This is a genomic window from Verrucomicrobiia bacterium (assembly GCA_035577545.1).
Classification (GTDB): domain Bacteria; phylum Verrucomicrobiota; class Verrucomicrobiia; order Palsa-1439; family Palsa-1439; genus Palsa-1439.
In genome coordinates, this window is sequence record DATLVI010000015.1 from 80,678 (window position 1) to 102,802 (window position 22,125).

The 22,125-nt window shown below is 59.2% G+C and carries 22 protein-coding genes; 12 read left to right on the top strand and 10 right to left on the bottom strand.

Features of this window, described 5'->3' with window-relative positions:
- The first annotated feature begins 7 nt into the window (after positions 1-7).
- The 8 genes from VNL17_05230 to VNL17_05265 all read left to right on the top strand — a co-directional run bounded on the left by VNL17_05230 (position 8) and on the right by VNL17_05265 (position 7,934).
- Positions 8-1,027 carry an NAD-dependent epimerase/dehydratase family protein gene (locus VNL17_05230; GenBank protein HXI83476.1) on the top strand — a complete coding sequence of 340 codons (1,020 nt, stop codon included), beginning with the start codon at positions 8-10 and terminating at the stop codon, positions 1,025-1,027.
- Positions 1,011-2,189, top strand: a complete 1,179-nt coding sequence (locus VNL17_05235; GenBank protein ID HXI83477.1) for a glycosyltransferase family 2 protein — start codon at positions 1,011-1,013, stop codon at positions 2,187-2,189. Before VNL17_05230 ends, VNL17_05235 begins: the two co-directional genes overlap by 17 nt.
- Before the next feature lie 63 nt (positions 2,190-2,252).
- Positions 2,253-4,490 (top strand): beta-ketoacyl-[acyl-carrier-protein] synthase family protein, encoded by a 2,238-nt coding sequence (locus VNL17_05240; GenBank protein ID HXI83478.1) that lies wholly within the window; start codon positions 2,253-2,255, stop codon positions 4,488-4,490.
- A 28-nt stretch (positions 4,491-4,518) separates the two neighbouring features.
- Positions 4,519-4,788: an acyl carrier protein gene (locus VNL17_05245; protein HXI83479.1), complete on the top strand. Its 270-nt coding sequence runs from the start codon at positions 4,519-4,521 to the stop codon at positions 4,786-4,788.
- Between the two features lie 11 nt (positions 4,789-4,799).
- Positions 4,800-6,056: an NAD(P)/FAD-dependent oxidoreductase gene (locus VNL17_05250; GenBank protein ID HXI83480.1), complete on the top strand. Its 1,257-nt coding sequence runs from the start codon at positions 4,800-4,802 to the stop codon at positions 6,054-6,056.
- On the top strand, positions 6,053-6,961 hold the full coding sequence (locus VNL17_05255) for a lysophospholipid acyltransferase family protein (GenBank protein HXI83481.1): 909 nt from the start codon (positions 6,053-6,055) through the stop codon (positions 6,959-6,961). Before VNL17_05250 ends, VNL17_05255 begins: the two co-directional genes overlap by 4 nt.
- Entirely contained in the window at positions 6,910-7,536 is a 627-nt protein-coding gene (locus VNL17_05260; protein HXI83482.1) for an outer membrane lipoprotein carrier protein LolA, read from the top strand. Before VNL17_05255 ends, VNL17_05260 begins: the two co-directional genes overlap by 52 nt.
- Entirely contained in the window at positions 7,533-7,934 is a 402-nt protein-coding gene (locus VNL17_05265) for a 3-hydroxyacyl-ACP dehydratase FabZ family protein (GenBank protein ID HXI83483.1), read from the top strand. Before VNL17_05260 ends, VNL17_05265 begins: the two co-directional genes overlap by 4 nt.
- On the opposite strand, the gene VNL17_05270 is transcribed toward VNL17_05265, so the two are convergent.
- From VNL17_05270 to VNL17_05315, 10 genes are all read right to left on the bottom strand, one after another.
- Complete coding sequence (locus VNL17_05270; GenBank protein HXI83484.1) at positions 7,889-9,136, bottom strand: fatty acid--CoA ligase family protein; 1,248 nt, start codon at positions 9,134-9,136, stop codon at positions 7,889-7,891. The genes VNL17_05265 and VNL17_05270 overlap by 46 nt on opposite strands.
- Positions 9,133-10,434 carry a cation:proton antiporter gene (locus VNL17_05275; GenBank protein ID HXI83485.1) on the bottom strand — a complete coding sequence of 434 codons (1,302 nt, stop codon included), beginning with the start codon at positions 10,432-10,434 and terminating at the stop codon, positions 9,133-9,135. The genes VNL17_05270 and VNL17_05275 overlap by 4 nt, the downstream gene beginning before the upstream one ends.
- A gap of 1 nt (position 10,435) precedes the next feature.
- On the bottom strand, positions 10,436-11,443 hold the full coding sequence (locus VNL17_05280; GenBank protein ID HXI83486.1) for a radical SAM protein: 1,008 nt from the start codon (positions 11,441-11,443) through the stop codon (positions 10,436-10,438).
- Positions 11,444-11,506: 63 nt separating this feature from the next.
- Complete coding sequence (locus VNL17_05285; GenBank protein ID HXI83487.1) at positions 11,507-12,070, bottom strand: isoprenylcysteine carboxylmethyltransferase family protein; 564 nt, start codon at positions 12,068-12,070, stop codon at positions 11,507-11,509.
- 87 nt (positions 12,071-12,157) lie between these two features.
- Positions 12,158-12,592 carry a response regulator gene (locus VNL17_05290; GenBank protein HXI83488.1) on the bottom strand — a complete coding sequence of 145 codons (435 nt, stop codon included), beginning with the start codon at positions 12,590-12,592 and terminating at the stop codon, positions 12,158-12,160.
- A gap of 131 nt (positions 12,593-12,723) precedes the next feature.
- Positions 12,724-13,380: a hypothetical protein gene (locus tag VNL17_05295; protein ID HXI83489.1), complete on the bottom strand. Its 657-nt coding sequence runs from the start codon at positions 13,378-13,380 to the stop codon at positions 12,724-12,726.
- 124 nt (positions 13,381-13,504) lie between these two features.
- Positions 13,505-15,022, bottom strand: a complete 1,518-nt coding sequence (locus tag VNL17_05300) for a hypothetical protein (protein ID HXI83490.1) — start codon at positions 15,020-15,022, stop codon at positions 13,505-13,507.
- Positions 15,019-15,477 carry a hypothetical protein gene (locus VNL17_05305; GenBank protein HXI83491.1) on the bottom strand — a complete coding sequence of 153 codons (459 nt, stop codon included), beginning with the start codon at positions 15,475-15,477 and terminating at the stop codon, positions 15,019-15,021. Before VNL17_05305 ends, VNL17_05300 begins: the two co-directional genes overlap by 4 nt.
- On the bottom strand, positions 15,474-15,971 hold the full coding sequence (locus VNL17_05310) for an RNA polymerase sigma factor (protein ID HXI83492.1): 498 nt from the start codon (positions 15,969-15,971) through the stop codon (positions 15,474-15,476). The genes VNL17_05305 and VNL17_05310 overlap by 4 nt, the downstream gene beginning before the upstream one ends.
- A gap of 808 nt (positions 15,972-16,779) precedes the next feature.
- Positions 16,780-17,256: a GNAT family N-acetyltransferase gene (locus VNL17_05315; GenBank protein ID HXI83493.1), complete on the bottom strand. Its 477-nt coding sequence runs from the start codon at positions 17,254-17,256 to the stop codon at positions 16,780-16,782.
- 678 nt (positions 17,257-17,934) lie between these two features.
- On the opposite strand from VNL17_05315, the gene VNL17_05320 reads away from it, so the two are divergent.
- Genes VNL17_05320 through VNL17_05335 form a run of 4 tightly spaced genes read left to right on the top strand, consistent with a single transcriptional unit; the run spans position 17,935 to position 21,733 of the window.
- On the top strand, positions 17,935-19,887 hold the full coding sequence (locus VNL17_05320) for an amylo-alpha-1,6-glucosidase (GenBank protein ID HXI83494.1): 1,953 nt from the start codon (positions 17,935-17,937) through the stop codon (positions 19,885-19,887).
- Between the two features lie 17 nt (positions 19,888-19,904).
- Entirely contained in the window at positions 19,905-20,546 is a 642-nt protein-coding gene (locus VNL17_05325) for a cyclase family protein (protein ID HXI83495.1), read from the top strand.
- Positions 20,543-20,917 (top strand): hypothetical protein, encoded by a 375-nt coding sequence (locus VNL17_05330; GenBank protein ID HXI83496.1) that lies wholly within the window; start codon positions 20,543-20,545, stop codon positions 20,915-20,917. The genes VNL17_05325 and VNL17_05330 overlap by 4 nt, the downstream gene beginning before the upstream one ends.
- 33 nt (positions 20,918-20,950) lie before the next feature.
- Positions 20,951-21,733, top strand: a complete 783-nt coding sequence (locus tag VNL17_05335; GenBank protein HXI83497.1) for an enoyl-ACP reductase — start codon at positions 20,951-20,953, stop codon at positions 21,731-21,733.
- Positions 21,734-22,125: the final 392 nt, after the last annotated feature.

Here is a 22,125-nt window from a genome sequence, read left to right on the forward strand (position 1 = left end):
TGCCTCAATGTTTGCGTCGAGGCAATTCCTGATCACCGGTGGCACCGGGTTTATCGGCCGCCATGTGGTGCGCCGGCTGCTCGTCCAGGGCGCGAGTGTGCGTCTCTTCTGTCGGACGCCGGAGAAAGCGCGACGGTTGTTTGGTGATCAAGTTGAAATTGCGCGCGGGGACCTTTGTGATCGCGCCAGTATCGCAGCGGCAATACCGGGTTGCAACACGGTCATCCATCTGGGCGCGGCATTTCAGTTTGGGCGGAAGGCGCGGCGGGTCAACGACGAGACAAATGTCCGCGGGACGAAGTATCTGCTGGAAGCTGGTGAACGGAGCGGTATCCAGCGGTTTGTCCATGTAAGTTCCTGCGGTGTGCTGGAGGGCCGCCACGGATTGCTGTCGGAGCGCGATTTCCCAAGCGACGTCGGTACGCGGGAATCGTATCGCCGATCCAAGTGGCTGGGCGAGATGGCCGCGTTGGAAGCGGCGCGCCGCGGTGTGCCAGTGACGATTGCCAGCCCGACGAGTCCGCTCGGTGAGGGGGACGAAGCGCCGACGCCGACGGGAAGGATCGTACAGGATTATCTGCGTGGCCGTTTTCCATTCAGCGCGCGGGTGCAGTTGAATTTCATCCACGTGGCTGATTTGGCGGAGGGCGTCCTGGCCGTGGCGGAGCGGGGCCAGACCGGCGAGCGGTATTTGCTCGGTCATCATAACGTGTGGCTCGATGAATTTCTTCGAGTGCTGGCGCGGATCACGAATCGGCCGGTTCCGCGGTTCACCCTGCCGCAACCCGCGATTACATTGGCGGGGGCGATCGGTGAAGCGTTGGGAAGTGAACGGATCTGTCGGGAAACAGCAGCGCATGCTCGGCGGCGGCAGTGGTTCGACTTCTCGAAGGCGGCGGGGGAACTGGGCTGGAGCGCGCGGACCCCCATGGAAGCGATTGCTCTCGAAGCCGTCCAGTGGTTCCAAGGAGTGACAACATCGAACACGGATCTGGTACTGACGGAATCAAATGTCGCGACATCTTGAATGGCTGCTCATCAGCTGGTCCCTGCTGGCCTTTTGCTGGTGGGGGATCGCGCTCTGGCTGGTCTTCCGCGAACGTCGCAAAACATGTTCGCAAAAAACGGGTGGAAGCGATGCCGTCCAGCAGAATCGACCCACGCTATCCATCTTCAAGCCCATCCCGTCTTTGCACGGTGCCGCACCTTCCTCACAACTGGTCGGCGCTCTGGAGTCGTTTGTCAGCCAGTTGACCGCGGATACCGAGATGTTGCTGGGGATCGAGGACACGGAAGCGCTGTCTTGGGAGCCCGTCATCGCGAAGTGGCGGCAGACGTATACGGAAGCAAAGCTGAACGTGATTGTTGCCCCACGGCCCGCGCAGTTCCGCAGTCCGAAGGTTTCCTGGTTTCATCATCTGGCGCGATACGCCGATGGCGAAGTGTGGCTGTGGAGCGACGCGGACATTGTTGCGCCAGCAAGATCGCTGGACGCAATGCGGCGGGAGTTTTCGGAGAGTGACGCCGGGATGTTGACGAGTCCGTATGTGGTACGGAACGCAGGGTCTGCGCCGATGATGTTGGAGGCGTTGTTTGCGAACATGGAGTTTTATCCCGGCGTGCTCTTTTGCCGACAAATGGGCCCGGTGCGATTCGGGTTGGGACCGGCGATGATGTTTTCTGCCGCGCGTTTTCGCGAACGCGCCCAGTGGGAGAAACTGGGCGCGCGCATGGCGGACGACAACGCGCTCGGTCGGGCCCTGGCACCGGTGAAGATTAGCGAAACCACGGTGGCGACGTTTGCGGCGGAGTCCACCTGGCGCGATGCAGTCCAGCATTATTTCCGTTGGAAAAAAACGGTGCGCTGGTGCCAACCCGCTGGGTTTGCCGGGCTGATTATCATCCAGCCGACGCTGGGGTGGCTTCTGGCAATCCTGATGCATCCGCTCAGCGCGGTTGCCTGGCTCGGATTTGTGGCGACGGGACAGGTTGAAGTGCTGACGGCTGCGACTTTGTTTTGGCTGATCGGGTGCGAATTACGCTCGTGGTCGGCGGTCATTTTGTGGAGCCTGCTGCTGCGACCGCTGACGTGGGTTGCCTGCTGGATGCCCTGGCCGGTCGTGTTCCGCTCGCAGAAACGGAAGTGGTGGAGCTTGTATCATTCAGTGCCGCTGGAGGGAGAATCATGAAACAAATCCCGCAATTACAGCGGTCATCGCACCAACGGACGTTCGTCGTTGGAGGCTGATGCTGTGAGCGAACGCGTGGTGGTTACCGGTGTCGGCGCTGTCACCCCATTGGGCCTGGATTTTCCGACCACATGGCAGCGGCTCGTGTCGGGCGAAGAGGCGACCGCGCCGGTCACTCTGTTTGACATCGCTGGCTGCCGTTGCAAACAGGCCGCGACGGCGCGATTACCCGATCTTCCCGATCTCACTCCCAAGAAGTTGTCGCGGCTTTCGCGGGCCAGCCGTCTTGCATTGCCGGCCGCGCGTGAAGCGTTGGCGAATGCTCGATTGCTGAATGACCGCGGACGATCGCGTTTGGCGCAGCTGGCCCTTTCCGTTAGCACTACGGGCGGCGGCATGGCGCTGGGCGAACAGTTCCTGCGGGCGATGCTGACGCAGCAGCGCGTGTCGCAGCAGTTCTTCCGGGTCGCGCGCTATCAAGCACAGAACCAGGTGCATGATTTGCACCAACACCTTGGTTTTCGCGGGCCGATGACGATTGTGGCGAACGCCTGCGCCAGCGGCGCCAACGCGATCGGCCACGGCGCGGATTTGATTCGTTCTGGCCGGTGCGACTGCGTGCTGGTCGGGGGCTTCGAAGCGTTGACGGAATTGATCTACGTGGGGTTCGATTGCCTGCAGGCCATGAGCCCCGAGCGCTGCCGCCCGTTCGACGTGGGACGCAATGGCTTGATGCTCGGGGAAGCAGCGGCGTTTGCGGTGCTGGAATCGGAGCCTCATGCACAGGCGCGCGGTGCCACCATCCTGTGTGAACTGGCGGGCTACGGACATGGAACCGATCTGCATCATTTGACGCAACCGCATCCCAACGGAGTTGCTGCCGTAGCCGCAATGCGACAGGCGATCAACGAAGCGGACTGTCGCGCATCCGATATCGGCTATGTGAACGCGCACGGCACCGGCACGCCGCTCAATGACTCGAGCGAAGGCGCGGCGATCGCTGCAGTATTTGGCGAAGGTGGCGCGATCCCGTCGCAGTTGCGCATCAGTTCCACGAAGGCCGCGATTGGCCACACGCTCGGCGCGGCGGGCAGCATCGAAGCCTTGTTTGCGGTGGCGGCGTTGCAGTCGGGACAACTCCCACCGAATCTGAATGTCCGACAGCCGGAAGCAGTGGTGGCCGCGAGCCTGGTGAAAGTGGGAGAGCAACAAACCGGAATGGGAGCGACGTTGACCGTGAATCTCGGGTTTGGCGGGTCGAACGCCGCGCTGGTTTTCAAGAGGTACGATCAAGGCGCTACGCGCCGAGCGCGTGGCAGCGGTCATCGATCGCCGTTGGAACTGGCCATTTGCGGGATGGGCGCGGTGTTACCATCGGAAACGCCGCAACGGATGAAAGGGTTGCACGCGGCGACGGGGGAGCACACGGTGCTTTGCGTGGACAGAACCCGGGAGCCACTGGCGACGTTGCAGAATGAGTCACGCGTGCGCCGGGCCAGCCCGATCGCACTGTATATGCTGGCTGCAGCGCAACAGGCGTTGGCCGCAGATCCTTCGATCTCCCGGGACCGTCTGGGCATTGTTGCGACCTTCAACACGGGCGCGGTTGTGGCTACACGGCGGTTTTTTGAAGGGGTGGTCAAATCGGGGCAGCGGTTTGCCAGTCCCAATGTGTTTCCCGAGACCGTTTTCAATTCACCAACCAGCCACGTGGCGGCGGTGCTGGGCGTGGCTGGACCGTGCTCTTCGCTCGTCAGTGACGACACGGCATGGGTCAATGGAATCAGCGTGGCCGCGACATGGCTGGCGAACGGGTTGGTGGAACACGTGTTGGTGATCGGGGCGGAGGAACTCGATCCCATCGCCATCGACGCCTACCGACGCGCCGGTTGGTTATCGCCACCCGTGCGGACGGGTTTTGTGCCGAGCGAGGGAGCCGGCGCATTGCTCCTGCGGCGGGCGGAATCTGGAAAGGGACTACGCATCGCGCAGTGGGCGGAAGGTTTCACCTACCACAAGCGTTGCGACGCGCTGGCGTCGGCGCAGGAATGTCTCGCGCAATTTCCAACGGACGTCCTTCGTTGTCGCAACGCGCCGCACAACTGGTTCCACCACGTCGAGGAACAGTTGCCCGGTGGGAAAACCCTGTCATTGCCCTATCGCGGCGACGCATTTGTGGCGTCAGCAGCCTGGAGCACGATCGACGCGGCGGAAGCAACGGGCCGCGAGGGACGGAAGATTTTGTTGCCCGTCTGGGGTCTAAGCGGGCAATGTTCCGCTTTGCTTTTGGCTGCGGAATGACCTAAATAACTGGTAGAGGATAGGGCACATGGCTGATGTCTCGCTGGATGAATTGAAGAAAATGGTTGTCGAAAACTGCGTCCTGAAGGTCAAACCCGATGAGATCGGGGAAGGGACCCCGTTATTCGGGCCGGGAAGCGTGGGGTTGGACTCGTTGGACGCGCTGCAATTGACGGTGGCCATCGAGCAGCAGTTCGGGATTGTGATCAACGACGCCCAAGTCGCGCGGCAAGCGTTGCAATCGCTCGGCGCCCTGCGTCATTGGCTGGCGCAGCAGCCTGGCGCCGGCGCGAAATAGCGGTGGTGCTCATGAATACTCCGCCTGTCTACGACACGATCATCATCGGTGGCGGCCCCGGCGGCAGCACCGCGGGCGCATTCCTGGCGAAGGCGGGGCAGCGCGTGCTCCTGCTGGAGCGCGAGGTCTTTCCACGGTTCCATATCGGCGAATCACTCCTGCCATTCGGGAACGACGTGCTCAAGGAAACCGGTGCGTGGCCAAAGGTTGAGGCCGCCGGGTTCCAGCCGAAGTACGGCGCGGAGTTCTTCGTCGGCAACGGTTCACGCTGGCAGCGGTTCTGGTTCGCGCGCGGCCTGGTACCGGGCTACGGGCAAACATTCCAGGTCGAACGGGCGAAATTCGACCACGTATTGCTCGATCATGCCGCTACGTGCGGTTGTGAAGTGCGACAGGGTTGCGCGGCGAAAGAAGTGGCGCATGAAGACGAGGGGTGGCGCGTCACACTGGGCGACGGCGAGGTGCAGGGACGCTGGCTGATTGACGCGAGCGGGCGTGACACGTTTGTCGGGCGCGCGCTGGGCTTGCCGAAAATCCCCGTGAACATTCCGAAGCGCGTGGCGGTGTACGCGCATTTCCAGGGCGTGTTCCGCAATCCCGGCGACGCGGAAGGGCATATTACAATCGTGCGGCTAAGAGACGGATGGTTCTGGTTGATCCCGCTGGCGGGCGGAAAGACGTCGGTCGGCATGGTACGGATGCTCGACGACCTGAAACAGTTCGGCGGCTCGGTCGAAGAATGGTTCGCGAAAACGGTTGCGGAGAGCAGTGAGCTGTCGCGGCGTATGAAGGACGCGCAGCAGATTGGGGAGTTCTACAAGACTTCCGACTACAGCTATCGCTACGCGCAACTCGCCACGGACCGCGCGATTTTAATTGGCGATGCCGGCGGATTCATCGACCCTATTTTTTCGTCGGGTGTTCACATCGCCACAAAGTCGGGGCAATGGGCGACAGAGTTGATCTTGCGCGCCGACACCCGGAAGCGTTCCCTGACCACGAGTGAGCAGCGGCGTTATACGAGGGAAATGCATCGATTTATGGGCATTTATCGCAACATGATCCTGATGTATTACGATAACCGGGCCTTTGAGGTGTTCATGCATCCGCGCAACCGCTTCCGCATGGTCCAGACGGTGAACTCGATCCTCGCGGGGAACATGCGCCGCTCTTTTGACATGTGGTGGCGGGTGAAACTCTTTCGATTGATCTGCGCGATTCATCGTCGCGTGCCGATCGTGCCGCGACTGGATTACACTGAGACTTGAAACCCCATTACTCGCAAACATTTTACCGGGCCTTTTGGTTCAATGCCGGTGTTGTGTTCGCGCGGATTCTTGGGGTCAAGGGCGCGCGCATCGTGAGCCGCGCGCTGGCGGAAATCTATCGGCTGACGCATCCGCAGGCGCAAACGGCTGTGCGTGAGAATCTCGCCCTGCTCTGCGGGCCGCAACTGCGTGAACAAACCGTCCGTCGCACGTTCCGCAACTTTGGCGCAACGCTCGCCGATTACTTCCAGCTGGGCGCGGGAGACAAACCGCACGCACTGGCGCTGATCGAGTCGCGCCGCGGGTTCGAGCATATCCAGGGTGCGCTTGCCGACGGTAAGGGCGCGTTGCTGGTGACGGTGCACACGGGGTTGTTTGAACTTGGTGGCGTGTTGATGGAGGAGTTTCGGCTGCCGCTGGTCGTGCTGTCACTGCCGGAACCAAGCGCGGCGTTGAATCGCTGGCGGGCTGCCTACCGCCAGGGCTGGGGCGCGGAAACCTTGGAGGTCGGCACGGACCAATTTAGTTTCGTCGACATCTCGCGTCAGCTTGCGCAGGGCAAGTGCGTCGCGATGCTTATGGATCGACCGCATGGCAATGGGGACGTGGTCTTCGCGGATTTTCCGCATGGCCGCGTGCCGTTTTCGACCGGCCCTGTGTGGCTCAGTTTGTTGACGGGCGCGCCGCTGGTAGCGGTGAACATGCTGGCGACGGGGTCGGGCAACTATGCGCTGGAAGCACTACCGCCCCTGCGCTGGCAATGGCGCGGGCCCGACCGGGCCGCGACCGTTCGCGAGTACACCCTTGAACTTGCCAGTCATTTTCGTGAACCGTTATGCAATCATCCCGATCAATGGTATCAATTTGTGCCGCTATCGCGGCTTTACTCCTCGGCATCAGCCTGACCGCGGCCCGCGCGGACACGAACGCCGACGCGTTTGTCGCGCACCAGGCGGCCACAACGACGTTCGAGGCCGACTTGCGACAGACGTTTCACTGGAGTTTTCCGCGAAAACATGTCGAGAGCCTTGGGTACATCTGCTACCGGGCGCCGGACTCGCTTGCGATTGTTCTCACCAATCCCGCACCCGAACTGGTCCTCGTGCGCGGGGACGACCTCTACATTCAGCGGGACAAAAAAGCGCTGGCGAAGTACAAGTTGGAGGTGCACAACGGCAAACCAACGCAGAACGTGCAGTTTCTATTGAGTTTCTTCCAGAACGGCTGCACCAATTTCGCCGGACTTTTTGACGCCACCGTTGCGCGGACCGGAGACGCAGAGACGGTCACACTTTTGCCAAAACATCCCGGACGGATGTTTCCGCTACGGTCCGTGGAAAACGTCATTGGCTGGCCTTCGTTTGACGTGCGCTCGATGCGCATCGGCCTGATTTGGGACAGCTACATTACGTATGAGTTTCACAATCCCCGCCGCAACCAGCCGCTCGCTCCCAGTATCTTCGAGGTGCCGAAACAATGAGTTTGACGCCGCATGGCCCGGGTTTTTCGTTCCTTGATTCGTTCGAGATTATCGATCCACAGAAACGCGGTCGCGGTCGCAAATGGCTCGACCCGTCGTCGCCATTTTTCGCCGATCATTTCCCCGGCAGCCCGTTGATGCCCGGTGTGCTGCTCATCGAGTGTGCCGCGCAGGCGGCGGGCGTGCTGTGGCAGGCATCCGGTGGGGCCTATCTCGTCGCCGTGAGCCAGTTTCGCTTTCGCAAGCCGGTCTTGCCGGATCAAACATTGGACATCGAAGTGACGCTGGAGAAGGAACTCGGCGGGTTCGCGCAATTCGACGCTGTCTTGCGCGTCGGCCCGACGGTAGTGACTCAGGGCAAATTGACGCTGAGCCGGGCCCTTAGCTCAGCGGTGTGAAGTTTACCGCGGTCGGTTCTTGGAAGGGCGGGGGCGAGGATCCAGGTTTTGGGAAGTTTCCAGGCGGACAAGCTATGTAGCAATTCTTGCTCGATGTCAGGGCGGGGACGCTTGGTCTCGACGGCGGCGGCGAGGTAGTCGTTGCCGCGTTTGTCCTGTAGAACGGCGACCCAGGCATCGCTGATACCGCGGAGTTCGCGCAGGGCGCGCTCGATTTCCGCCGGGGCCACTTTTTTGCCGCCGACATTGGCCACTTCCCCGACGCGACCGAGCAAGCGCAATTCGCCATAACGATTCCACTCGCCCAAATCGGGCAGCGTGGCGTTGCCCGCCGGGCTGCTCACCGCGACGCGGCCATCTCGACGAATCCGCACCTTCACACCAACCAACGGTTTGCCGACGCTGCGGCCCTTGAGTGTCGCGTTCCCGTTGCGGTCGTAGCAGATGCCGCCGGTTTCGGACGAGCCGTAGAAATTGTGGATCTTGATACCGTAACGCTGGTGGAATTGTCGCGCCACTTCCGCAGACAACGGCGCACCCGCGGAAATCACCAACCGCAGACTCGGGGGTTTGATCGCGCCTTCCAATTGCGCCAGCGCACGCAGGATCGCGGGAACGGTCGGCAAGACGGTAACTTGGTGCTCCTTGATCAAGCGCAGGATTTGGCGCGGGACGAACGCCTGCGCGCAAACGACTGCCGTCCCCTGCAACAACAAGGGCATGACAAGATTACCCAATCCATACGAATGACCGAGCGGAATGATGGCGAGGTTGCGGTCGGCAGGGAGAAGGCCCATGGTGTGGATGATGTGTTCGCCGTCCGCCCGCAGATTGGGGGCTGAACAGAGAATATGCTTCAGATCGCCGGTCGTACCCGAGGTGAGTTTCACGCAGCAGACCGGGGACTTTGAGCGCGGGCCGAGACGGCGAATGGTTTCGCGTTGTATTTCCGGGGGCAGCGAAACATCGAGCGGAACAGCGGCAGCGTCGATCTTCTGGATGGCAAGGAAGGTCGCAAGCCACAAGGCGCCGTTGGGCTGGCAGATGGGCACGTAGGGGCCGCGGAACATCGTGGCGACATGCTCGGCTTCCGCAGTGAGCTGGGTCGCGGTCCACGCCCGGCCGGTGTCCGCATCGATCACCACTGGTTTTTCGGCGCAGCGAGCGGCGGTGTCCTGCCACAATGACCACAGCGAGGTCATACGTCGGGGCGCAACTCGTATTTATACCCGATCTTCCCGAAATAGATCCGCAGAAACGGCGCGGTAATCACGGTGCTGAAAATGGCCATGAGCACCAGCATGGTAAACACATTTGGCGGGATGACGCCGAGATCGAAGCCGACATTGATTACGACCAGTTCCATGAGCGCGCGGGTGTTCATCATGATGCCGAGGCAACCGGAATCCGCCCAGCTCAAACCGCAGAACCGCGCGGCCAGTGAACAACCGAAGAACTTGCCGAACGTGGCTCCGCCGATGATGACCAGGCACCAGCCCCAGAGCGCGAGTGAATCGAGACCATTTACGTTGGTGCGCAGGCCAGTGAAGGTGAAGAAGATCGGCAGGAAGAAAACGGAGACGAAATGGGACACGGTTCTTTTCCACGCGGCGACGAATTCGGGATGATCGTGCAAGAGCATGCCCAGGACGAATCCGCCGAAAATGACGAAGACACCGAGGGAATAGGTGATCAGGCCGTAAACGAAAATCAAACCGATCATGATGGCCATGAGATCATGTGGGAGAAATTCGTTGGCCGGCTTGTAGGCGTCCACCATTTTTTTTAACAGAGGACGGACGATGAAGAGGCTGATCAACAGGAAGGCGGCCAGCAGCGCAAGTTTGAGAGCGAAGGTCTGCAGGGAGAACTCGGAAACTGTCAGGGCGCTAACAATCGCCAGTAACGTCCAGCCGGTTACGTCATCCATTGCCGCGGCAGTGATGGCGATGGCGCCGATACGGGTTTTCGTAATCCCCAATTCCATCATGATCCGCCCCAGAATCGGTATGGCGGTGATGGACATCGCCACGGCGAGGAATAACCGATAACCCAGCGGGTTGATCTCCGGGGCCAGAGACGCATGTGACCAGTCGCCGATGAACCATCCCAGCGCGAATGGCAGCACGATCCCCGCTGCCGAAACGCTGAACACCGCGGCCCGGGTTTTCTTATCGCGGAGATGACTGAAGTCGAATTCCAAGCCGATTTGGAACATCAGTAGCGCGAGCCCAACCTGGCTGAGGATGATCATGGGCACCGGTGAAATTGATTTGAAGACGAAGTCGAACTGCGCGGGGAACAATCGTCCAAATAACGATGGCCCCAAAACCAAGCCGCCGACGATCTCGCCGACCACGCGGGGTTGTCCGAGCAGTCGCGCGATTTTTGCGGCCAGACGGGCGGCGGCGAGAATGACAAGCAGCTCGACCAGTGTGAAAGAAACGAGTTTTTCCGTTTCGTGGACGGAGGAGGTAGCGGCGGCGAGGAGCAGAGTCATGTCAGGAAACAGGCGCGGTGGAGGCGCCGTTGCGTAGATGTTTGGCGATGCCGATGCGGCTGACCTGACAGCCGGCCTGTTCGATGGCCGACAGTACGCGCTCTTCATCCATAATAACGCGGTCGCGTTTATAAATCGGATAGTCGGCACGGACGGTACGGGGCGTAAAGTTGATCGTGGCGAGGTTGGCCCCCGCCTGGAAGGCGCGCACGTAGCCGTTTGCGGACACCAGTTTCATCGCGCTGACGGCGGGGATGAGCCAGTGGGGCGCGGCCAGCCGCATCCAGGCCAGGCAATTCAAGGTTTGCTCGATGGGCCCATTTGCCGCATCGGAAAAGGGTGTTTGTTCCCCGGCAACGAACGGGCTAACACTGCCACCCGCCAGCGGCAGCGTGGTCAAAAACTGCAACGACTGCTCCAAGAGCGCGTTGGTTTGTCCCGGCAATCCCACGATCAATCCCGAGGAGACTTTCCAGCCTGTGTTCGCAAGATAGCGGATGGCTTCGATACGGTCGGCCAGTGTTCCCGGGGCTTCAATGAGACGGTAATGCTGGGCATCGCCGGTTTCGATTTTCAAGACGTAGTAATCGCCGCCGGCGTCACGGAGTTCGTCATATTCGCGCGGCGTCAGCGTGCCGAGGCAGAGGGTGATACCGAGATCGGTGTGCCGCCGCAACTCGCGCACCAATGGCAGCACAACTTCACGCACGGCCACGGGATCTTCCCCGGCCTGGATGTCGATGTCAGTGATGGAAGCGGGCCGGTGGTGGATGATCAAGTCGGCAAGCTTGTCGGCCGCGAGCCGGTAGCGCACCAGAGCATGGTTGTCGCGCCGCATGCCGCAGTAATGGCAATTCTGGCGACAGTAGTTCGATACTTCCACCACGCCGCGCACAAACACGCGGCGACCGAAGACCGCGTCCCGCGCCGCAGCTGCGCGCTGATGGAACGCCTGCTGCGCGCCGTCGGTACCGTTCAACCAACAAAAATCTTGTCGGGTCTCACCCATTGACGGGGACAACATAATATGGAATGAGGAACAAACTCAACCTCGACTTCCAGGATGGGCAAATCAATAGAGCCAGGGCACCAACCGCTTCGTAGAACGACAATAGACCTCGTATTCCCGCCCGAAACGCTGCCGTAGGGCGCTCTCTTCAACGCGAATCCGGTAGAGAAACGCGCCGAGGATGGGGAGGAAGACGATCAGTAAGGAGAGCCAATTACACATCCCGAGACCGACGCCAAAAAAGCCAATCAAGGCTCCCAGGTACGATGGATGGCGAACGTGCGCGTAGAGGCCGCGCCGGATGAGTCGGTGATCGCTGAGGATGGTTACGCGGACGGTGAAGAATTTTTTGAGGGTGAGAATGGCTGTCAATCGGATGGCTCCCCCGACGACGACCAGCAACGTGGCCGCCGCCAGCAACACCCGCTTGTGCTCATGCCAATCACCAGGGCCGAGCTTTTGCACGATGGAGGCTGTAAGAATGGAAAGCAGTAACGTGATCCAAATGGCGCCGAGAGAAGCCCGGTCCAGGCCTTGGGCACGAATCCCCCCGGCGATCCTGATCCCAACGAATTCCGTGATGAACCAGAAGAGGCAAACAAGGGCATATACTTGAGCCAACGACATGCTGATTGAGGAATTGCCAGAAAATCGGGCCTGCGGCAAGCGCAGACGACCGGGAGACGACACGGGCGAGGCGGGAATGCCGGTTGATTACGCCTGAGGACTCAGTACGCGCCCGGAGGGTTTGCCCACAAGCTGGCCGATGATTTTTAATGCCTCGTCAATTCGGAAGGGCTTATGGATGAAGGCGTCGATCGGATACTGCTTCATGATTCGGCGAAGATGCATTTCCTCCGCACCCGAGAAGAGAACGACCTTGATGTCCGGATTCAACTTTCGCAGATGCTGGACGGTCTGACCGCCATCGAGCGTGGGCATGAAGTAATCCAAGAGCACGAGGTCGGCGTAATGCGTGTTCCATGCGAATTTTTCCAGCGCCCGCAAGGGATTCAAGGCGATCTCAACCGTGCAACCGGGACGCTGCAACACTTCTTTGACAAGGGTGGAATTGATGCTGTCATCATCGATGATCAGAATGCGGATATCTTTCTGGCCGGCTTCACCAGTCGGTTCGCAATATGACATAGATTCCTTCATGCGAATTTGGTTTAATTGAAGCAGGCTGCATGCCATTTGGCATCCTGCGCTGCAATGACATCCAAGTATTAACACGCTTCCGGGTCGACTCCGCCTAGAACGGGTGGGGGCCGCGGGGATTAGTAGCGTTGGGGATTTGAATTCGGTTCTGGGGACGGGGCGCTTTCGTTCCTGGAAACTTTCGGTTGTTGGGCTTGCTGGAACCCCTTTTTGTACATGGACTCCGCGTCGTCGCCGTAACCAGAGACGAATCCGCGTTGAAACTCATCGCGGACCCAGGACGGCGCGTTGATGATGTAGGCTTGCAGGTATTCGACGAACCAGTCCCACGAGACCGCCTTTTTCCGCAGAGCCTTGCCCGCGTCGTGGCCGAGCATTAGGTAGCTGCGCCCATCGGTTGGGGGATAACCGGTACTCCTGTCGGTGTAGTAAGAAGCCGGCGGGCCGTAATCGTAATAGTAGTAACCGGGCGCATAATCATAATAGCCGTCGTAATAATAATACGGCGGATAATCATAGTAGTAGTACGGTGGCCAATAATACGGATACCAGAACGGGAACGCGCCGAAGAAAAAGAAGCTGGATCGATCGTGGAACCGGTCATGATCGAAGCGATTTCCGCCACGGAAGCCGCCTCCCCAGTGATTGCCCCACTGACCTGGTGAGCCTTGCTGCATCGGAGCGCCGCCTCCGCCCATGCGGGCGTTCGCGGACGGGAGAGCAAGCAAGGCTGATACCGCCGCCACCGTGATTGCGTGACGAATAACACGTTTCATGTTTGCCCACCTCACTATCTATAGGTTAGATGCTTCAGAACAGGCTTTGGTTCAATAGTTGTCGCCAGCCAAAGGCATTGACGGTAAACCGGTTAGGTTATTTCTGGCTGAAAACAAGGGTCAATTATTTACCGGCAGGCGGCAGGAAGAGATCGGCCATGTTGGTGGGCCACGATCGGCTGATGAGCGTCTTGCCACCTCCCAGATTCGCCAGGACGGCCTCGACCCGGTTACTGCTTCCAGCAGAGTCGCCAACCGGCACGGCCAACGCGATTTCATTAGCGCTTCGCCAACTCGGGATGAGTTGCTCGGAGCTTTGTGTGTTCGTGTAGACGGCGGCCACTTGCAGTGGCACCACTTTTCCCGTGTCCAGGGACAAGATGCTCACCTGCCCGGCATTGCCGGGGATGGCGACTTTCTTCTTGTCCGGGCTGAGCACAAAGCGGTCGGCGCGGTTTGGGAGTTGGTCGATGTCCGCCGGGGAAATGACCGATACGACGGATTGGGTTGCACCTGCTGGGAGAGCAAATAGCGTGAGCTGACCAGGCATATCGGCGGTGATGGCCGGCAAGTGAACGGTAGCGGCGGCGAATAAGATCCGTCCATCCGGCAGGCAGGCCACGCGCGTGACGTGTTCACTGAGAAGCACTCCGGCGAAGTCTTTCGAGGGGGGCAATTCGACGAGCAACTGACCGTTCGTCCCGCAAACCTGCCGGGTCGTGATCGTACCGAGTTGCACACCCTTGCTGAGCAGTTCGTAAGGGAGGGTGGTTTTTGCGTAGACAAGGTTCTGGCCGTCGGTCGACCAGTCGGCTTCGGTAACGCCTTCGTCCACCAACGTGGCGTGAGCAGCGGCGGAGCCCGGGATGACGTAGAGGGACGGGCGCCCCGGTGTTTCCGCGGTAAATGCAATCACCTGTCCGTTCGTGGAGGGGCTCGCCCACAGAATCGAGAACGGGAAACGGGCGAGCAATTGATCGGCCGGTGGTTCAGAGGGCAGGACATTGCGGATGATGATCTCGTGGATATCGGGAGTGAGATCGTCGATTTTGGCTTTCTCATCCGCCGGCATCGCGTCGAGGACGGGAGCGATGGCCTGCGGATTGATTTGTCGGAGATAGAAGGTCACGGACTGGAGCAACCATGCTCCGTTGTAGGTGTCGCCGATCTCTATTTTTTCCCATTTTTTGTACGGCACGGATTCCGAGAACTTGCTCCAGTCGTCGTGATAGTTTTTGATCGTGTTCACCAAATGGTCGGCGGCTTCGGTCACGCGGTCGATATTATTGGTGTCCAGCAACTGCGCGTACTCGTCCCAGGTTTTGGGTTTGACGGCGCGGACGGCGATGACGTGATGGGAATCTGGCAACCAGGCGCGGGCGTCGGTTGCTGGGCCGAGAATGGTGCCGGAACCGTCGATCAACCAGGTGCCGTCGTTGCCCTGCACGAACGCGTGCTGGCCGTCGGGAGTCCAATGGATGAAGTCATGCAGGTCGCAGCCGGCGGTCAGTAACAACAGGCTGCCGGCTACGCAGCTTAGAAACCGGATGCCGTTTGGAGGGACGCGCTTCGTCGCGTCCGTTTGTTTCATGCGGCCACGACGGAGCGTGGCCCTCCAGTGGAACATTTCGGCGATGGTCATTGTACTTTTTCCTTCGAGTTGGCGGCGGCGGAGGCCAACAGGTAGATCCGCTGATTGGACCAGAAGGGAAGCGATTCGATCTTGCTCTTCACGAGAGCTGGTTGGATCTTCGCGATCGTTGGTGGATGCACGACGGCGACCTTTTCTGGAAGAGAGGTTGTGTGAATCAGCAGTGCGGTGAGGCCCACGCCGATGATGAACGATGCCGCGAGGGCCAATACCCGTTCGGTGCGGTGCCGCCAGACAAGCTGATGAATCTGGGTGGGCATCTCGACAACCGGCGCAGGGCGGCGCATGACCTCGGTGGCGAGGCGAACAGTTTCTTGTAATTCGCGGGCCTGTGTTGCCGCGGCGGGATCGTTGGCGAGATAATCGGCCAACAACACCTCCGCGTCGGGGTCGAGGCGTCCGAGCGCGCGGTCCATCAACAGGCGTTCCAAAATATCGGGTTTCATGAATTTGTTTCCTCCGGCTTGGTCATCGTGCCGCGCAACTGGCGCACGGCGTTGTGCAGGCGCGAGCGGACGGTCCCGATGGGGATGTCCAGCACGTGGGCGATTTCTTCGTAGGACAATTCCTGTTCGAGCCGCAATTCCAGTGTGTCGCGCAATTCGGCGGGGAGAGTGTGAATGGCTTCGCGCATGGCGGCGAGACGGTCGTCTTTGGCGGCGGGTTCGGGCGCGGACTCGTACCACGTTTGGGCGACGGGCAGCGGATCGCGTTGTCGGCGGTAGTGTCGCGCGAGCATGTGACGGGCTATGCCGAAGAGCCAGGCGCGGGGCATGGTCACCGCCGACAGTTGATCCGTCTGGCGGACGACCTGCAGGAACGTTTCCTGCAAGAGGTCACCGGCCGTCGCGGTGTCGGGACAACGTCGGGCGAGGTAGCTATACAGCTCGCCTGAATGCTGCTGGTACAACTGTTCAATCGAACCTGGCTCGGATTGCACGTTCGTAGGATTGTCTCCTGTATCCTAGTAGTTGCAAGTCGAACCCGAAAAGTTCACGGAAGGGGTGGAATTGCTGAACTGAACTCATCACAAAACTGGTTTTTAACGACAATCAGGTGGTACGCGCGCATGCGGGTAGGAATCAATGTCCAGTGATCCGAACCCGCTTAAATGTGAATAACTCAAGAAACAGCCCGTAAATGGCATGGATTTTTGTTGTTGCCAACGACTCGGCAAGGCACGTCCACTACCATTAGTAGGCTTACTGCGATCCGGCAGCCCGACCGATGCCGAAGAGACTGCGGGTTCGAGGTCGAAGAAGATAGTAGCAGAGAAATGGCCAAAGCAGGAAAGATATGGCCATGCCCCCTGTTTTCTTATCCCATCCGCAGCAATCGCCGGTTTCTCGGAGATGGGCAAGCCCGACGATCCCTCCGTATGCCATTGTAGACCCCCAAAATAAGAAGTTGAGGGTAGCCCACCACCACGCCCACTTCCTGAGGCGAAAGAAGTCTAGGGACGCAATTACGTCAAGTAATCCAATGGTCAAGAGAACCGCAAAGGCTTGCCAGTCCACAGGATGAATTGTGAACTGAAGAATTGACATAAAAACCAAGAACAGCCCGATCAATGCTGCGCTGATGGCGAGAGCAAGTATTCCGGGCGGAACTGACCTTCTCATTGCCATACTGAATGGTAGCCTTTCACCCTCAACAACTCAAGGGCATTGGTAAGGTTTCCAAATTCTCCCGCCGATCCGCCCATTTCGCAAGCCAAACGAGCCGACTGTCTGAATCTTCAACCCGCTTTAATGGCCTTTGTCGCTGCCTATCCGCTTCTCGTAAAAAATGCAGTCGACGATGCCGAGTTTGCCGCGGCGGACTTCCTGGTAGCCGTTTTTGGTGTAGAAATGTTGGGCGCCTACGAGGACGACGGCGGTGTCGAGGTGCAAGACGGAGTAGCCCAGTTCTCGGGCGCGTTTCTCCAGGGCCGTGTAGATTGCCTGTCCGAATCCTTGTCTTTGAAAGTCGGTGTGGACGCGCATGCGTTTGATTTCGGCTCGATCCGGATCGGTTCGGCGGAGGGCGCCCATCGCGACGACTCGGTCTTCGATGGTGCCGACGAGAAATTCGCCGCCGTTGTTCAGGTAGACAGCTTCGATCTGACCCAGATCGACGTCAAAAGGGCTGTCGTGAATGTAAGCGCCGGCGGCGAGCAGGGCTGTTTTGTGCAAGTCCCACACGGCGGGGTGGTCGGATGATTGGTAGCGGCGGATTGTTAGCATGATTGAGCCGGTGGGTTGAAATTACAGAAGGGAGGCGAGGAAAACGAGGATTTATGGGGGCTCACACAAAACCGGCGAGGAGACGGTTGCGGCGAAAACAACATCGCCGCGTGTCGTGCAGCCAGTGCTGCACTCCGCTTTCTTCTGTACATCGGATTCCGATAGTGGTATGATGCTGAACATGGATTGTTTGACTGGCCACATTGGGGGGACGGTTCCTATTGAGTTAATGCTACGAAATGCAAGTTCCGGGCGGAGCAAAGAGACCCCCCATACGTTTCTGCGAAACGAACCCAATTTATTTTTGCGTAGTTTATGTTCTATCGATTTTAGATACAGGGACTTATGCTGCTTGCAGTCACGTTTGCAAATGGGTTCGTTTTGGAAAACGAACCCAATTTCAGGGGGTAATTGAAGGCTGAAAGCATAGATTTGATGAAAACGAACCCACATTCAGTAGGGGGCTGACGAAGATGATGCTACGTCGCGAACCGCGGTCAGCGCCCGCGGCTACAGGAGAGATGGAATGCGGCTTAATTTTATCCGCGCCTTACGACGCGGCTACAGGGCCGATATTTGGCGGCGTGGCGGAGGGGCGACTTGAATTTGCTTTTCGCGGCGCGGGGAAGGGGTTACACTGCGTTCGGCGTTACACGGCTGCGGTAGGCGAACGGCAGCATGAAAACGATCTTCGATCAGTCTGAGTGCCAGAATCTTAAGAATGCGCTCGGCAAGGAGTGGTTGGAAACCAACGGCCTTGGCGGGTTCGCTTCTTCCACAATCATCGGCGCCAATACGCGGCGGCAGCACGGGCTTTTGATTGCGTCGCAGCGGCCGCCGGTGGAACGGCACGTGTTGCTCGCGAAATTCGAGGAGCGCGTGTTGATCGGCGGACACGAGTCCTCGATATCCACGAACCTTTACCCCGGCACGATTTTCCCCCACGGATTCAATGTCCAGATGGAGTTTCGGTTGCGTCCGTGGCCGACGTTTCGGTATGCGGACCACGATTTTGAAATCGAGAAGAGCCTATTTCTCGTGCACGGGGAGAACACGGTGGTGGTCAGCTATCGCAATTTGCGGTCGCGCACGCCGATCGACCTGAAGCTGCGGCCGTTGCTGGCGTTTCGCGACTATAGTGCGCTTGCCAAGCGCGATGAGAAGGTCAACCTGGCGGTCGAGCGCACCAACGGCACGCTTTCGGTGCAGCCGTACGCTAATCTGCCGCGGCTTTATTTCTATGCGAAGCCCGACGCGGTGGACACGAAGTCGGATTGGTACATGGATTTCACGTATCCGGTAGAGCAAGAGCGCGGCCTGGATTTCCAGGAAGATTTGTTCACGCCGTTTGAGCTGTCGTACCGGCTGACCGAGGGACAGACCGTCTACCTCGTCGTTTCGACGGACAAGAAGAACGCGGTCAACGCGGAAGATCTCGTCGCGAGCGAGCGACAACGCCGCAAGGAATTCGAGCAGGTGGGCGATGCGTGGCGGCAGCCGCTGGTCATTGCGGCGAATTCGTTCATTGCACGGCGGGGGAAAGACAACCTGACGGTGCTGGCCGGTTATCCGTGGTTCACGGATTGGGGCCGCGACACGATGATTGCTTTGCCGGGGCTCACGTTGACGCCCCAACGGTACGACGTCGCGCGCAAGATTTTGCTGACCTTCGCCCAGTACTGCGACCGGGGAATGATCCCGAATGTGTTCCCGGACGCGGGCGAGGAGCCGCAGTACAACACCGTGGACGCGTCGCTCTGGTTTGTGGTTTCGAGTTGGAAGTACTGGAAAGCGAGCGGCGACGACGAGGGGACCCGGCAGTTGTTGCCGGCGCTGGCGGAGGTGGTGAAATATTACAAGGAAGGCACGCGCTACGATATTCGCGCGGACGACGACGGCCTGATCACGGCGGGTACGCTCGGCTCGCAGTTGACGTGGATGGATGTGAAGGTGGACGGTTACGTGCCGACGCCGCGCCACGGCAAGCCGGTTGAGATCAACGCGCTGTGGTTGAATGCGCTGCTCATGCTGGCCGAGATGGAGGAGAAACTGGCGCGGAACATCCATGCCGCGGTGGTCCTGCGCAAACTCGCCGACCAGGTCGCGGGCAATTTCGTCAAGGCGTTTTGGTTCCGTGAGGGCAATTATCTTTACGACGTGATCCAGGGTGACTTTCGCGACCCGAGCGTGCGGCCCAACCAAATCTTCGCCGTGAGCCTGCCGTATTCGCCGCTGGACAAGACGCAGCAGAAGGCGGTGCTCGACGTCGTGACGGAGCAGTTGCTGACGCCGTATGGGCTGCGGTCGTTGACGCCGAAGAGCGACAAGTATTGCCCGAAGTACACGGGCAACCAGTGGCAACGCGATTGCGCGTATCATCAGGGGACGGTTTGGGCGTGGCTCATCGGGCCGTACTGCGACGCGTATGCGAAAGTCAACGGCACGGGCAAGACGCAGCGCAAGGAAATCGCCCGGATTATCCAGCCGCTGCTCGACCATTTGCAGGAAGCCGGGTTGGGAAGCATCTCGGAGATTTTTGACGGCAACTCACCGCATCGCCCGGTCGGGTGTTTCGCGCAGGCATGGAGCGTGAGCGAAGTACTGCGCGCGTACGATACCTACGTGCGGTGAGGGATTAACTTCGGGCGATGACGAAGATTTACGACATCAGCGTGTTGGTCTATGAGGGGATGCCGACGTGGCCCGGTGATCCAAAATTTTCGAGCAGCCTGGCCAGCAGCATTAGCCGGGGTAATGCCGCCAACGTCTCGCATCTCGACATGGGCGCGCACACGGGGACGCATGTTGATGCGCCATTTCATTTTTTTGCGAACGGCACGGGTGTCGATCAACTTTCCCTGGAAACGCTCATCGGCCCATGCCGCGTCTTTGATTTGACGGATGTTACGGGCGGCATCACGACGGCGGCTCTGGAGAAGTGCGATTTGCGAGGCGTGACGCGGGCGTTGTTCAAGACGCGGAACTCGCGGCATTGGGCGCAGGACGACCGGGAATTCGACAAGGGGTTTACGGCGTTGTCCGCGGATGGGGCAGCGTATTTGGTCGCGCGGGGCGTGAAGTTGGTTGGTGTCGATTATCTGTCGGTAGAAGGGTACGGCAATAAGGACCATGCGGTTCACGACACATTGCTGGGAGCGAACGTTGTGATCGTGGAAAGTTTGAATTTGTCGGAAGTTCCCGCGGGAGATTATGAGTTGATCGCGCTACCGGTGAAACTGAAGGGCGCGGACGGCGCGCCGGCGCGGGTGGTGTTGCGGGCGCTGATGTGAATGACGCAACGGCAACGCGGAGTTCGTCAGCGAAGCGCGGCGCGACGCTCAACGCGGTCGGGGTCATCGTGCTGGTCCTCGGGATGGTCGGGGCCTGCGTTGTTTATGCGATGGGACAGAATCGGTCGATGGGGCAGGACGCCAATGCGGACGGAAGCTGGCAGGATGGTTCGCTGGCACCGGCGGATTCAAAAAGCTTCTCGCGCGATGTGCAAATGTACAATGGAACGGCTGGCGTCCTGGTGATGAAGTGGTGGCACTTGTGTGACGAGCTGAAACCTCCCGGATCGGTGGCCATTATCATAGCGGGATGTTCCGTTATCGCGGCGACTGCGTGTTTTGTGACGGCGAGGCGAAACAATGGAGCTTGATTGTTGCCCTGTGTTTCTTAAGTATCTTTGGACATGCAACCCAACGTGACTTCTTTGGAGGGGAAATTCGGAATCGTTTTTGGAGTGGCGAACAAGCGCTCGATCGCGTGGGCCATCGCGCAGGCGTGGCATGACGCGGGTGCGAAGCTGGCGTTTACCTACCAGGGTGAGCGGCTGAAGGAGAATGTCGAGGAGTTGGCGTCCAGTTTTGGGCAGGAGACGCCGATGTATCCCTGTGACGTGACTCGCGATGAGGACATCGCGCGGGTTTTCGAGCAGGTTGGGAAGGATTTTGGAAAGCTCCATATTTTGCTGCACTCAGTGGCCTTTGCGCCCAAAGAAGCGTTGGAGGGCCAATTCCTTGATACTTCGCGCGAAGCTTTTCGGGTCGCGCATGACGTCAGCGCTTACTCGCTGGTGGCGATGGCGCGAGGCGCGGCACCGTTGATGACGGAAGGCGGGTCGATCCTGGCGATGACGTACCATGGTTCGGTCAAGGTGGTGCCGCATTATAATGTGATGGGTGTAGCCAAGGCCTCGTTGGAGGCCTCTGTTCGCTATCTCGCCTATGATTTGGGACCAAAGAAGATTCGGGTGAACGCGATCAGCGCGGGCCCGGTCAACACGCTGGCTGCGCGCGGTATTTCGGGCTTCACGCAAATGCTCAAACACTATGAGGAGCGGGCGCCCCTGAAGAGAAACCTTGATCCGAAAGAACTTGGAACTACAGGGTTATTTTTGGCAAGTGATATGTCAACGGCGACGACGGGACAGGTAGTCTACGTGGATTGTGGTTACGAAATCATGGGAATGTAGCGATCTGCTTGCCTAATGCTCTCCAGGCCAATTACATGTCCACGCGTTTTGGCTTTCAGGAGGCCCACAACATGATTCTTCAACCAACTTTGGTTCAAAGGTGATTGACCAAATTGAACAGTCGCAGGACTGGGTTACAGAGGATCAGCAGACTGCCTCTCCCGAACATGTTCAGTTCGAAATTCCTGCCATGTAAGCGCCGTTTAGCTTACGGGTTACCGTTGGCTATCGAACGTTGACAAACAGCCTACCGGTGGGTATGAACATGTCCACTTTACACACCTAAAAGCGAGCTTTGCCTCTTATTGCTTGGCTTGGAAGGTGCTTAACATGATGTGAATGCCGCTGCGGCTGCGGTAGTTCCAAGCCAAAGTATTGGCCTGATAAGTTTA

What these genes read in the sequence shown, in the direction of transcription:
- VNL17_05230 (HXI83476.1), top strand. Translation starts at nt 8, where the DNA reads ATGTTTGCGTCGAGGCAATTCCTGATCACCGGTGGCACCGGGTTTATC.
- VNL17_05235 (HXI83477.1), top strand. Translation starts at nt 1,011, where the DNA reads ATGTCGCGACATCTTGAATGGCTGCTCATCAGCTGGTCCCTGCTGGCC.
- VNL17_05245 (HXI83479.1), top strand. Translation starts at nt 4,519, where the DNA reads ATGGCTGATGTCTCGCTGGATGAATTGAAGAAAATGGTTGTCGAAAAC.
- VNL17_05250 (HXI83480.1), top strand. Translation starts at nt 4,800, where the DNA reads ATGAATACTCCGCCTGTCTACGACACGATCATCATCGGTGGCGGCCCC.
- VNL17_05260 (HXI83482.1), top strand. Translation starts at nt 6,910, where the DNA reads ATGGTATCAATTTGTGCCGCTATCGCGGCTTTACTCCTCGGCATCAGC.
- VNL17_05265 (HXI83483.1), top strand. Translation starts at nt 7,533, where the DNA reads ATGAGTTTGACGCCGCATGGCCCGGGTTTTTCGTTCCTTGATTCGTTC.
- VNL17_05270 (HXI83484.1), bottom strand. Translation starts at nt 9,136, where the DNA reads ATGACCTCGCTGTGGTCATTGTGGCAGGACACCGCCGCTCGCTGCGCC.
- VNL17_05275 (HXI83485.1), bottom strand. Translation starts at nt 10,434, where the DNA reads ATGACTCTGCTCCTCGCCGCCGCTACCTCCTCCGTCCACGAAACGGAA.
- VNL17_05280 (HXI83486.1), bottom strand. Translation starts at nt 11,443, where the DNA reads ATGGGTGAGACCCGACAAGATTTTTGTTGGTTGAACGGTACCGACGGC.
- VNL17_05285 (HXI83487.1), bottom strand. Translation starts at nt 12,070, where the DNA reads ATGTCGTTGGCTCAAGTATATGCCCTTGTTTGCCTCTTCTGGTTCATC.
- VNL17_05290 (HXI83488.1), bottom strand. Translation starts at nt 12,592, where the DNA reads ATGTCATATTGCGAACCGACTGGTGAAGCCGGCCAGAAAGATATCCGC.
- VNL17_05295 (HXI83489.1), bottom strand. Translation starts at nt 13,380, where the DNA reads ATGAAACGTGTTATTCGTCACGCAATCACGGTGGCGGCGGTATCAGCC.
- VNL17_05300 (HXI83490.1), bottom strand. Translation starts at nt 15,022, where the DNA reads ATGACCATCGCCGAAATGTTCCACTGGAGGGCCACGCTCCGTCGTGGC.
- VNL17_05305 (HXI83491.1), bottom strand. Translation starts at nt 15,477, where the DNA reads ATGAAACCCGATATTTTGGAACGCCTGTTGATGGACCGCGCGCTCGGA.
- VNL17_05315 (HXI83493.1), bottom strand. Translation starts at nt 17,256, where the DNA reads ATGCTAACAATCCGCCGCTACCAATCATCCGACCACCCCGCCGTGTGG.
- VNL17_05320 (HXI83494.1), top strand. Translation starts at nt 17,935, where the DNA reads ATGAAAACGATCTTCGATCAGTCTGAGTGCCAGAATCTTAAGAATGCG.
- VNL17_05325 (HXI83495.1), top strand. Translation starts at nt 19,905, where the DNA reads ATGACGAAGATTTACGACATCAGCGTGTTGGTCTATGAGGGGATGCCG.
- VNL17_05335 (HXI83497.1), top strand. Translation starts at nt 20,951, where the DNA reads ATGCAACCCAACGTGACTTCTTTGGAGGGGAAATTCGGAATCGTTTTT.